Origin of the sequence: Streptomyces sp. NPDC007905, from assembly GCF_042959345.1 — a bacterium.
Taxonomy (GTDB): Bacteria; Actinomycetota; Actinomycetes; order Streptomycetales; family Streptomycetaceae; genus Streptomyces.
Map to the genome: position 1 here is coordinate 40891 of NZ_JBIBKS010000039.1, position 11957 is coordinate 52847.

General features: G+C 70.5%; 9 protein-coding genes and 1 pseudogene. 5 read left to right on the forward strand and 5 right to left on the reverse strand.

The annotated features are described in order from the left end of the window. Positions 1 to 43 precede the first annotated feature (43 nt). Positions 44 to 172: a hypothetical protein gene (locus ACFZDC_RS39210; protein ID WP_391331529.1), complete on the reverse strand. Its 129-nt coding sequence runs from the start codon at positions 170 to 172 to the stop codon at positions 44 to 46. Between the two features lie 181 nt (positions 173 to 353). Here ACFZDC_RS39210 and ACFZDC_RS39215 point away from each other — a divergent pair, with 181 nt between their 5' ends. Beyond that, the gene (locus ACFZDC_RS39215; protein ID WP_391331531.1) at positions 354 to 665 is read left to right on the forward strand and encodes a HAMP domain-containing protein; all 312 of its coding nucleotides are present in this window, start codon (positions 354 to 356) and stop codon (positions 663 to 665) included. A 156-nt stretch (positions 666 to 821) separates the two neighbouring features. Continuing rightward, positions 822 to 1019, forward strand: coding sequence for a hypothetical protein (locus ACFZDC_RS39220; protein ID WP_391331533.1), 198 nt, complete (start codon positions 822 to 824; stop codon positions 1017 to 1019). Between the two features lie 398 nt (positions 1020 to 1417). On the opposite strand, the gene ACFZDC_RS39225 is transcribed toward ACFZDC_RS39220, so the two are convergent. Both ACFZDC_RS39225 and ACFZDC_RS39230 read right to left on the reverse strand, forming a co-directional pair. Next, positions 1418 to 2548, reverse strand: coding sequence for a DUF6236 family protein (locus ACFZDC_RS39225; RefSeq protein WP_391331535.1), 1131 nt, complete (start codon positions 2546 to 2548; stop codon positions 1418 to 1420). Positions 2549 to 2844: 296 nt separating this feature from the next. Then, entirely contained in the window at positions 2845 to 3246 is a 402-nt protein-coding gene (locus tag ACFZDC_RS39230) for a 2'-5' RNA ligase family protein (protein WP_391331546.1), read from the reverse strand. Positions 3247 to 3380: 134 nt separating this feature from the next. Here ACFZDC_RS39230 and ACFZDC_RS39235 point away from each other — a divergent pair. Further along, positions 3381 to 3524, forward strand: a pseudogene (locus ACFZDC_RS39235) (transposase); the annotation flags it as partial. 755 nt (positions 3525 to 4279) lie between these two features. Continuing rightward, on the forward strand, positions 4280 to 4963 hold the full coding sequence (locus ACFZDC_RS39240) for a DUF6766 family protein (protein WP_391331537.1): 684 nt from the start codon (positions 4280 to 4282) through the stop codon (positions 4961 to 4963). Positions 4964 to 5565: 602 nt separating this feature from the next. Here the strand turns inward: ACFZDC_RS39240 and ACFZDC_RS39245 are convergent. Beyond that, a complete protein-coding gene (locus tag ACFZDC_RS39245) occupies positions 5566 to 6000 on the reverse strand; it encodes a hypothetical protein (RefSeq protein WP_391331539.1) in 435 nt (144 codons plus the stop codon). Between the two features lie 265 nt (positions 6001 to 6265). Between ACFZDC_RS39245 and ACFZDC_RS39250 the strand changes: the two genes are divergently transcribed. After that, positions 6266 to 8347, forward strand: coding sequence for a hypothetical protein (locus ACFZDC_RS39250; RefSeq protein ID WP_391331541.1), 2082 nt, complete (start codon positions 6266 to 6268; stop codon positions 8345 to 8347). 563 nt (positions 8348 to 8910) lie between these two features. Here the strand turns inward: ACFZDC_RS39250 and ACFZDC_RS39255 are convergent. Next, a complete protein-coding gene (locus ACFZDC_RS39255) occupies positions 8911 to 11034 on the reverse strand; it encodes a SpoIIE family protein phosphatase (protein ID WP_391331542.1) in 2124 nt (707 codons plus the stop codon). Positions 11035 to 11957 lie beyond the last annotated feature (923 nt).

An 11957-nucleotide genomic window follows, 5' to 3' on the forward strand; every position in this document is an offset into this window, starting at 1 on the left:
CGACGTGCGGTGAAGGACGGATATGCCCCTGGATTCGAGCGTTTCACAAGTCCGGGAGCCCTGCCACGCCGGCAACCGCGACGGCGACATCCGCCCGGACAGCCCGCTTCACGGTCTGCTCCAGCTCGTACCGGTTCTCTCCCGCCGTCTCGGCGTGCGCGGTGATCGCCATCTGCGTGGCCTCGGCCGCCTGGCGCCGGCTTCATAGCCGGCACCGGCCTGACCCTCGACGATCCAACATCACCCTGATCAGCTGAAGTCAGTATGTGACCTGTACGGGTGTCTCAGCCAGCCGGTGTCTCATCCAGCCGGTCCTGGCTGTCGGTGAGCGATGACTGCACAGGAGGCATGGGTTGCCGGGCTCCTCCGGCACCACGATCCGCGGCGGGCTGCGGGTGACCTACCCGATGACCACGGTCACCGACCGGGAACACCGCATCTGGGCCGCTCTCACCCTGGCAGGCGCATGCGTCCTGGCCGCCGTGGCCCTCGTGACGTTCACCCTGGCCCGCTGGATCGCCCGGCCCCTGCGCACTCTGGAACGCGCCACCACCCAACTCGCCGCCGGCCGTCTGGACAACCCGCCCGACGCCGACAGCGGACCGCCCGAACTGCGCCGCCTGGCCGCCGCGTTCACCACACCGCCACCCGCCTGCAGCACCTGATCCAAGCCCAGCACGGTTTCGCCTCCGAAGCCTCTCACCAGCTCAAGACCCCGCTGACCTCGCTGCGGCTGCGCCTGGAGAACTTCGAGCCCTACCTCGACCCGCGCCCATCCCAGCCTGGAAGAGACCATCGGAGAGGTCGAACGCCTCAGCCGCATGGTCCACGGCCTGCTCGCCCTGGCCCGCCTGGAAAACACCGCCACCACCCCCGAACCCGTCGACGCGGACGCCGTCCTCGCCGAGCGGGCGGCCATGTGGGAGCCACTCGCCGCCGAGCAATACGTCACCATCACGGTCTCCGGACCGGCAGCCGGCCCGGTGTGGGCGATCCCTGGAGCACGCGTGCGCAGCTGAGGGGCCCGGACCCTTGCCCGGCTTACGGGCCCCTCCTGGCGCGCGGCGGCCCCCGCCAGGAAGCCCACGAACGTCAGGGCTGCCCAAACGACGAACACCGCCAGCTCAGCCAGCCACATCGGCAGCGGCGGGCATGCGCCCGGGTCCGTTCTCTACCCGGCCATGGGAATCGACCTGGCGTTGTCCGGTAGCCAGGAGTCCGAGGCCACTCGTCTCGCCGCGCTGCGCCGTGCCCGCCGGGAGCGGGCCGGACGGACGGCGGCAGCTGCGGAGCTCGGGCAGACGGCCTGTGTCCTGTCGCGGCGAACCTTGAGCATTCTCAGCGAAGGCTGTTGCACTCCTGGCGTTGTGGACGGGTGACCGTGCCGCGTGAGCAGCAGGCGAGTTGGGTGTGGCAGTCAGATGGGAAAGCCCAGTCGCGACCGCTTCGACATCTGTTCCGCGGCGAGCAGGTAGGCAACGGGAGAGTCCGTTCTCTGTTGCTGGCGGACTTTCAGGCGGCCCGCGATGTACGGGACGACGGTGAGTGCGACTGCCCCGGCTCCCATAGCCGGGTGGCCTCCGGAAACGGCCAGGGTGCCAAGCGCCGTGCCGGAGACAGCCCCAAGGTCCACCTTCAAGCCCAACGTGCTCAGCGTCGACTCGACACCGAATGCGCGCAGCCCACGGCGTAGTTCGTCCAGTTGCGGTTTGGTGGTCCGCTCGTAGAGCGTCTGCAGGTGGGCTTGGGCAATTTCGGCGTTTTCGACAGCGGTGATCTGTTCGAGTTCGGTTGCCAGGGAATCGATGTGCGCGTGAAAGGCCGCGAGCTCGGGCGCGTACCTCTGCCGGAAGGCCACCAGCCGGGACACGGGCACGGCGGCGATCCTATCGGGTCGGATCACCGCGCGGAGCGAGAGATGGGCGTAGGCGGCCCGGGTGTCCTGGAGGGCTGGGGTGACAGGCAGGTCGAGCAGATCGGCGAGGCGGTCGAGGGCGCCCACCGCCTGGTGCATCCGCGGGTCGTCGGTCACGGGTGACAGTGCGTTGTGACGGGCGACGGTATCGGCCAGGGCGGTGAGGTAGACGGTGCCCAGCCTGGGTTGGAGGCCGATCCATGGATCTCGCCTGTCGACTTGGACGGCCAGGCCGGCCTCGATCAATCGGTGCCGCAACAGGTAGGACATTTTGGTGCCGATTCCGCCGCAGTAGATCCACAGCAGGGCCGGATGGTGCCCGGTCTCTGTCATCCGTTGGCTGAGCGGTGGGAACAGGTCCGCAGAGACACCGAGCGTGAGATCCGCCGCTCCTAAGTGCAGAGCGTTCAGCTCACAGACCAAGTCCTCGTGCCCGAGGAGTTCGAAGAAGGCATCGGCCACTGTCTCCAGATCGTGCCTGCTCGGAGTGACCTCCTGCAGCAGATCACTCTCCCCGCGGATCTCCCGGACCACCTCGCTGTCGCGATCACCGACCGTGCGAGGACGGAGCCTGACGATCCTCTCCCACGACAGCAGCGAGAGCTTGAGCCAGTCAGTGTCCTGGAAGTGCATCCACGGGTAGTACAGAGCGATCGATGCCATTTCCCCTCCGGCTGCTCAACACGCCTTCCCACGTCCAGTCTGGCTCACATTTACGGCGGAAGAGCCGGTCACCAGACTTCGGTGGAGATCGTCGGAAAGTCGTACGTTGCCAGGGCCCAACAGTAGTTCGACGCGGCGGCCGCGCAGCCGATACGGCTGGTGCCCCGGCGCCCCTGGGCATCCGGCTCAGGGTTGGTCGGCCGGCAGCCCTCCCCTGTCGCCCTGCTTGCAGAGGTGGTGGGACGCGGGGCCGCTCTGCGCCCCACTCAGGGGCGGGGCTCCAGCACCTCAAGGGCGCCGGTCTCGGTGTCGTAGGTGCTCAGGGTGATGAGCCGGACTGACAGCGGCGGCGCCGGCAGCAACTCCCGGACCCGCCGGCCGGCGAAGGCACCGGCCCGCCGGGTACGGCCGAGGGTGATGTGCGGGCTCCAGCGCCCAGGTGCGTGGAAGGGGTTGAGGGTCGCGGGCGGGCTGTCCGAGGCCACCGCCTCCCACACCCGGCGGTGCAAACCGGTCAGCGCGGAGTCGAGGTCCAGCGCCCAGGCCAGCACCGATGTGGGCCGCTCGAAACGGATCACACCGGTGAACCGCACCGGCAGCGGCAGAGCGGCGGCCACCTCGGCGAGCTCCCAGCGGATCGGAGCGGTCAGCTCCGGGCAGGCAGCCAGGGTGAGGTGCGGGCTGTTCGTCGGTGAGCGGTGGTGCGCCTGAGCATCGGGATGGTGCCCGCATAGACGAACGGCCCCGGCTGATCTTCGAGTTGTCGAAGCTCGAAGGAGATCAGCACGATGACCGCACCAGTCTGCCCCTGCACGCCCTCGCCGAGGACAACTTCGCCACGGCGAGTCCCGATCTGCTGCGCGCGATGGTCAAGACGTTCGCCGACGCACTCATGTCCGCCGAGGCCGACGCCCTCTGCGGCGCCGAATACGGGCAGGTCAGCGACGAAGGGCCTTCTGGGACCGGCCCTGGCCAGCCTGGCCGACAGCCCCGCGCAGCCCCCCTCCTTTGGGGCAGGCCCGCGGCACAGGCAGGCCCCGGTCGGCTCGACGGACACGACGGACCCGGCCGAGCGGAAACCCGTGGCCCTGGCCGCATAGCCCGAACGCTCTGCGTTCGCCGCACCCACGGCGCGGCGACGGTCCATGACGATCGCCGCCGCATCAGCATGGAGCGACAGTCCTGATGGGCAAGCGGAGGTCTTATTGTCGCGCTGGATGAGTACGGGCCTGATGGCGGTCGTCTGTGCTGCCTGCCTGACTGGCTGCAGCACACTTGGCGAACGGGAAACGGCTGCGTCCCAGGCAGCCCTGCACTTCGAGCAGAGCGTTCGGCAGGGCGAGGGCGCCCGCGCCTGTGCGGCGCTGGCTCCCGAAACCCGGCAGGAGCTCGAGCAGTCCGCCAAGGCCCCTGTGCGCCCAAGCCCTCCCCGAAGAGCAGTTGTCCTACGGCGGCTCGGTCCGCAAGGTCCGGGTCTACGGGCAGCAGGCACAGGTGGTCCTCAACGCCGACACCCTGTTCCTCTCGGCCTTTCCGGCCGGTTGGAAGATCACCGCGGCAGGCTGTGTGCCGCGCCCCCACCAACCGTATCAGTGTCAGATCAAAGGGGGTTGAGCGAAGGATGCGCACCCTGTTCACGCTGCTGCTGCTCACAGTCGGTGCCGGTCTCAGCTACTTCACCGCCATTGGGCTGATGAACCGATGAGCCGCCTGACCCGGTTCGTGAAGCACAACAGCCTTACCCTGGCCTTCGGCACGGGCTTCCTGCTCACCCTCGCCGGCCAGGCCGTGTCCGGCCACGCCGACTTCAACAACAAGCTCGTCACCGACGGGCTACAACCGGTCGGCTTCCTGAAGTACCTCACAACCTCCGACTTCGCCGTGGACGTCACCGAGAACTGGCAGTCGGAATACCTGCAGTTCTTCCTCTACATCTTCGGCACCGTCTGGCTGCTCCAACACGGTTCACCCGAGTCCAAGGCGCTCCACAAGGCCGGTGTGGAAAGTGACCGGGAGCAAAAGGTCGGCGACCACGCCGCCCCCTCCTCACCCGGCTGGGCAGCCGACAAGGGATGGCGGCAGAAGCTGTACTCACGCTCCCTGGGCATCGTCATGGGCGCCATCTTCGTGTGGTCCTGGCTCGCCCAATCCGTCACCGGCGCAGCCGCCTACAACGAGGAACACCTTCGGCAACTCCAGGCACCCATCTCCTGGCCCCAGTACCTGGGCTCCGCCGACTTCTGGAACCGCACCCTGCAGAACTGGCAGTCCGAACTCCTCGCCGTCGCCTCGATGGCCATCCTCTCCGTCTACCTGCGCCAACGCGGATCCCCCGAATCCAAACCCGTCGGCGCCGCCCACACCTCCACCGGAATCGAGGGCTGAGGCCAGCCGCACCACACGCACCCAGCCCGCAACAGCAGACACCCGAACGGGTCGATCGCCTTTTCCCGTCAGCCTCTCGAGCTCCACGTCCGAGAGCGGGTGCTGAGCGTTCAAGAAATGGCGCAGGCCGGGTTCGTCCAGGGTCTGGCTGTGATGACGCGGTTCCCGCCGGGGACAACGCGGACCGTACGCGTCTCGCCGTGCCCGTCACCGTGCAGGTAACGTCCTTTTCCACCAGTCTGGAGTATTGGGGTTTCGGTGTGAGCGGCGAGCGCACAGTGAGGGCCACGTACGCGTCCTGCCGAACGGAGGGGTACTCAACGCCAACGGAGGCGGGACCCACCTCGGCTACGGGCTGACCGCAATCCGGACGGCGTAACGATCACATACAGCAGTTCCGGATACTCCCGGTACCACGCGACCACGCTGCCTGTTGGCGTTGTCGCGACTGCACCGGGCCGATGAAACCTCCGTAGGCCACCCCGGCGGCGAGGCCAGCCATCGCCCCCAGCCGTACCCACCCGCTCGGCACGAACACGTACAGGTCCCCGCGCCCGGACGGCGCGGGGACCTGTACGTTTCGCAAGAGGCAGGGCTTACGGTCAGATGACCTCGCCGTCCGTCTTCAGTTCCAGGCGGACGTTGGTGTCCGCGGTGCCGTTGTTGGTGGCGCAAGCCGTGTAGTAGCCGGCGCCGGGGAACGTGCCCCACACCGTGCGCAGGTCGGCGGCCCAGTTGGTGACCAGGCCCGGGGAGCCGGTGCCGGGGACCGTCACGCCGTTGTACTGCAGCTTGAACTTCGCGCCCTGGCCGGTGGCCTTGCCGTCGGCGCGGACCTGGTACGAGGCGTACTGCTGGATGCAGCGCTGCTCGCCCGGGTGCAGGGTGCCGCCGAAGAACTGGCTGGCGGAGGCAGGGCCGGCGGTGGAGAGCAGCGCGGCGGCGCAGGCCGCCGCGACCGACGCAGCGGCGGTGAGCCGGACGCCGATGCGCCGGCGGGGGGCAGTGGGCGTGGTGGAGGCGGCAGACGTGGACATGGAAATCTCCTCCCGGTTGTGTGTGGCTTGGCCCGGTCGGTGCGTGCGTACCGACGGCCGGATGAGCGTGCCCGTACGACCGGCCCGGAAGCGGTGGCTGCGGCCGACGCCGCGGTCCCCCTCGCCGTCCGGGTCGTGTCCTCCCCGGGCACTGCCCACGGTAGGAGCGGTCATCGTCCGTTCGACACGTCGGAAAATGACCGACTTCCGCTCAATTCCCGCTCGTTCCGCCCGCTCCCCGTCCGGCCGGTGGTATCACCGTCCCGTGGGGGGACAGCAGGCACCGCAGAGGATGGCCGACCGCTTTGCCGCGGCACGGGCCAGGGGGTTCGTGGGACGCCAGGCGGAGGTGGAGGCGTTCCGCCGGATCCTGGCCGATGGGCGCGGCGCGGTGGTCCACGTGCACGGTTCGGCGGGGATCGGGAAGTCGACGCTGCTGCACCAGTTCGCATGGTTGGCGGACGGTGTCGGCCGGCCGGTGACCGTGATCGCGCAGGAGCCGGCCGCGGGCGACGGGGCGGCGGATGCGTCGCTTCCGCACGTGGCCCCCAGCAGTCTCGTCGTGGTCGACGTCCCCGGCGCCGTCCCGGCCGCCGAACGGCTGCTCGCCCACGTGCCCGACGACGCCGTGCTGGCCCTCGCCGACCGCGAGCCGCCGCCGCTCGCCTGGCGGACCGACCCCGCCTGGCTCGGCCTCCTGCGTCCGATGCCGCTCGCCCCGCTCGATCCCGCCGACAGTGCCGAACTCCTGACCCGGCGCGGCGTACCCGAGGCCGAGCACCCACACGTCCTGGCCTTCACGCGCGGCCACCCGCTGGCGCTCGCCCTCATGGCCGACGTACACGTCCACGGCTCACGCGGCGACACCAGCCCGGCGTCGCCGCCCCGCGTGGTGAACACCCTGCTCGCAGCCCTGCTCGACGTGGTGCCGAGCCCGCAGCACCGGGCGGCCCTGGAGGCGTACGCGCAGGTGCTCGTCACGACCGAGCCGCTGCTCGCGGCGCTCGTCGGCGTGCCGGACGCGAGCGACCTGTTCGAGTGGCTGTGCACCCTGTCGATCACCGAGTACGGCAGCCGCGGGATCCGCCCCCACGACCTGGCCCGGTCCGTACTCGACGCCGAACTCAGCTGGCGCCACCCGGCCCGCCGGGCGGAGCTGCGCCGCCGCGCGAGTACGTATTACCAGCAGCTGTTCACCGACGGTGACCGGGCACGGCAGCGGACGGTACTTGCCGACTTCGCCTACCTGCACCGCGACAGTCCGCTGGTGGGGCCGCTCCTGGCGCCGGTCACCACCGGGGCGGCCGCCGGCTCCGCGGATCTGGACGCCCTGTCCATCGCCCCGGCGGAGGCGGCCGACCTGCCGGGGCTCCTCGCGATGGCCGAGCGGTACGAGGGGCCCGAATCCGCCCGGATGCTGGGCACCTGGTGGGGGCATCCGGCCGCCACCTGGGCCACCGTACGGGCGGCAGCGGATGTGGAGGAGGCCTCCCCCGCCGGCTTCTACCTCCTCCTCGCCCTCGGCCCCGACGACCTCGACGACCCGGTCGTCACCGCGGACCCGGCGGGCGCGGCCGCCGCCGGCTGGCTCGCCCGTCACGGCGGGCTGCGCGCGGGGGAACGGACCCTGCTGGTGCGCGCCTGGCTGGCCCGGGACACGTACCAGGACGTGTCCGCCGTCCAGACCCTCATCACCCTGCGCCTGACCCACCACTACCTGACGGCGGAGCAGCGGCCCGCGCTCACCCTGCTGCCGTTCGCCGACCCGGAGTTCTGGGCCGGCGGCTGCGCGTACACGGACTTCGACCGCTTGCCGGAGGCCGACTTCACCGTGGGCGGCCGCGCGTACGGGACGTACGTCCACGACTGGCGCCGTACGCCCCCGCTGGCCTGGCTGGGCCTGCTGTGCGAACGGGAGTCCGCGGCCGACCCTCTGGCGGTGGCGGCGCCCTCCGAACCGGGCGGCGGACTGCGCGTCCTCGACGCCGAGACCTTCGCCGCCGGGGTACGTGAGGCCCTGCGCGGGCTGGGGCGGGCCGGCGGGCTGCGCGGCTGCGTCCTTCTCCGCTCCCGGGCGGTCGCGTCCCGGGCGGGCGAGGGCACTGGCCCGGACGAGCTGGCAAGCGCCCTGGCCACCCTGTTGAAGGAGACGGCCGCCGCGCTCCAGGCGGCCCCGCGCGACCGGCGTGCCCATCGGGCGCTCCACCACACGTACCTCCAGCCGGCGGGCACCCAGCAGCGCGCCGCGGACCTCCTCGGCCTGCCGATGTCGACGTACCGGCGCCACCTCGCGGCAGGCGTGGAGCGGCTGACGGAGGAACTGTGGCGGCGGGAGTTGGACAGCTGACGGAGGAACTGATGCGGCAGGCCGATGTTCACGGGATGCACCAGTGTGCCCAGACTCCAGTGGCCGCGCATCGTGGACCGCGCCGCCAAGATCGTCGTCGGCTACGATGAGGTCGGCGGCTGCACCCTCCGCCAGGCTTACTACCGGCTCGTCTCGGAAGGCCTGATCCCGCACACCGCTCCCATCCGGCGGTATTGGTGGATCTCGTCAGGGAGTACCAAGCCCTTCAGACCGTGCGCGCTGGCGAGGCGGACAGCGCGCAGGTGATCGCCCCGATCCGCCCCCGCCCGGGCCGCACGGGACCACCCCGCCGGCGAACAAGCTCCTCGTCCCCGGCGCTGGCCCTGGTCGGCCGCGTACGCGACATGCTCACCGGCCGCGGCCGATAGAGCTGATCTCGGACCCCCGGCTGACGCCCGTCCCCGCAGTTACTCCCGCTCACCGCGGCTGTCACCGTCCAGCCGGTGCTGATGGCCTGCGGGACCTGTCACAGTCGACCAGCAGCGTCGGCAGCTGACACGTCCTTGCGCCTCGATCCGGCGCGTCCGCTGCGGCGATGGGCGTCAGCCGCGGTCCGTCGTCGGGCGGATGAGCAGGAGGGCGATGTCGTCATGGCGGGCGGCGCCCCGTTCGGCGTGGTGGATGAGGGTGTCGGCAAGGTCGTCCAGATCCCGGCCCGGGGCCTGCGCGAGGTGCGTGGCAAGGTCGTGGGTGGTGTGGTCGATGTCGGTGCCGGGAGTTTCCACGAGTCCGTCGGTGTACAGGGCGAGGACGCAACCCGGTTCGAGGGGGAATTCGGTGGTGAGGTAGTCGGCGGAGGGGTCGATGCCGAGCAGCAGCCCGGGTGGCAGGCGGAGGACTTCGGTCCGTCCGTCAGGATGGCGGAGTAGGGGTGGCGGATGCCCGGCGTTGGCCAGCCGGGCGCGGTGGCGAACCACATCCAGGTGGGCGATCAGGCAGCTGGTGAACAGCCCCGGGTCAAGGTCGGTCAGAAGGCGGTTGGTTCGGGCGAGGACGTCGCTGGGTGGTGTTCCGTCGGTGGCGTGGGCGTGGACGGCGGTGCGGACCTGCCCCATCAGGGCGGCGGCGGTGGTGTCGTGGCCCTGGACGTCGCCGATCGCCGCGGCGGCGGTGGTGTCGTCACAGCGGATGAGGTCGTAGAAGTCGCCGCCGACGTCCACGCCGTGCCCGGCGGGGACGTAGCGGGCAGCGACGTCCAGGCCTTCGATGCGGGGCAGGGCCTGGGGCAGAAGGCCGGTCTGCAAGGTGTGGGCGAGGGTGTGCTTGGCGTCGTAGAGGCGGGCGCGGTCCAGGGCCTGCGCGATCAGTCCGGCAAGAGAGGTGAGGATGGCGCGTTCTGCCGGCGGGAAGGGGCGGGGCTGGTCATAGGTGAGGACGAGAGAGCCGATGGGACGCCCGGAGACGGTCAGAGGCAAGAAGGCCCAGGCGTTGGTCTTCTCGTAACGGGGAGCGTCGGGATAGGCACGCTGGAAGTCGGCGAGGGCGGGGAAGAAGGCGGCGTCGCCGCTGGTCAGGACATGTGCGACGGGGGTTGCGGAGGTCAGAGAGGTGCCGTCGAAGCGGTGGACGAAGTCGGTGCGGTAGCCGCGGTGGCCGACGATGTGCAGCCGGCCTTCCTCCTGGGTCATCAGGATCAGGCGCTGGGGGCCGAAGGCGGGCACGATCTGGTCGGCGACCCGTTCGGCCACGTCGCGCACGCCCGTGGCTTCGGTGAGAGCGGCCGCCAGATGCGTCAGGAGGTACAAGGCGGTCGCGCTCACCGGTTCACTCGGAGACCGGGGCATTTTCCCCGGGCCGGTGGTGGCTGGCTGCGCGGCGGGGGTGATGTGGATGCTGATGCCGCTGTCGCCGGGGTAGAGCTGGAAGAGCAGCGGTGTGTTCGGAGGGCGCACGACGGTGAAGGAGGTGCTCTGGCGGCTGATCAGCGCCTCCCGGTAGCGGTCTTCGAAGAGCGGCCCATTCAGCCACAGCAGCACTTCCCACGGGCGTTTGCCCACCAGACAGGCGGCGCCGGCGTCCACCAGGTCGGCGGCGGCGGGGTTGATGAAGGTGAGCCGGCCCTCGATGTCGAGGGCGCAGCAGCCCACGGGAAGGCGTTCGGCAAAGCCGAGCGCAGCCATGGCCTGGGCGGGGTCGGACTCTCTGAGCTGCGCGCCAAGGAGCCGAGGTTCCTCAGGGGCTCGCAGCGGACGGCCGTGCTGTGCAGCTAGCTCAAAAAGGTCCGCCGCGCGTCGGCAGCAGGTGGTGACCGCCTGGCGTTCATCATCGTTGAGCTGCGGCGGGTGCCAGATGGGCCACAGCAGCACGATGCCGCCCCACACCGAGTCACCGCTGTTGACGGGGGCCGCGGCAAGCATGAAGTCGTACGGCAGCACGATCCCGAGCCGGGGGTAGCGGCGGGCCATCTCCTCCTGGCTGCCCAACCACACCAGGCGCCGCTGCCGCATCGCATCCGTGACGGGGATAGGAGCATCCAGAGGGATGCGGGTCCACGGAGCGGCGATCTGCCGGGAGACGCCGGACAGCAGTGCCAGCCGCAGCAGCTGTTCTCCGGGCTGCAGCAAGTACAGCATGGCTATCGACGCGCCGGTCTGCCGCACCCCATCGGCCAGGACCGAATCCAGCCGCTCCACAGAATCGGGCCTGTAGCCAGCAGGCTGCCGCATGACACTCACCCAGTCCCGGCGACGGACGTACGGCCCCCACGAGCACGGCCGAAACGGCTGCGGGCCGCCTCAGCACTGATGCCCAGGCCCGCGCCGATCTGGGCACAGCTGGCCCCTGCCTGACGATCCGCCCGCACCGCCGCCCGGACCAGCTGCCCAGCCAGATCCGGCACACGCGCCACCGCCGCAGAGTGCCACCCCGCGCACGCGCCTGGCCACGGCAGCTCATGAACCCTGAGGGCGACGGCCTGCACCTGAAAGAGCAGATCCACACCGGCCGCGGCCATCCCTTCCCGGGCCGTGGCCGCCCGACTCCAGCGGCGGCGTGCACGCCAGGCCGCCTGCCGGTGCGCCGCCCGACAGTACCGGCGGCCGTTTGCCGCCAGCTCTGGGTTCGGGGTCCCACACCAGCTGCATCGCATGTCACCCACATACGGACAATACGCCCACGCTGTCGTGACGACCTCCTCCCCGTGGCTGACGAGCCACCACCAGCGTTGGTCAGTCCCCGCCCCATCCCGTCCTCGCCCCCATCCGGTCCGGCCGCCTCTGGGGCGTGCAGCGGACGCAGACTCCGCCGGCCGGGACGCTTGCGAGGCGTAGCGGCCGAGCACGTTGAGGTTCTTGGAGTGCCAGGGGGCAGGCGGCGGAAGCCTCGGCGCTGGTGCAGGCTAGCAGTGAGGTGCGCCTCAGCCTGGTGTCCGGCCAGCGCGCGATGGTGACAGTGACGCGGCTACGGTGACTGGCCGAGGCGTGGGGTGGATTCGTACGACGCGGCCGAGCGGGGGGTGCCTCTATGTCTTCCGTCAAGGCACTCCTGTCGGGTTGGGGGTGGTTCGGGGTTGCTGAGGTTATGCGGCGAGCTCGACGTCTTTCGGTGTCCGGGATTCGTAGAAGGTGCCGTCGCGGAGCATGGCGAACAG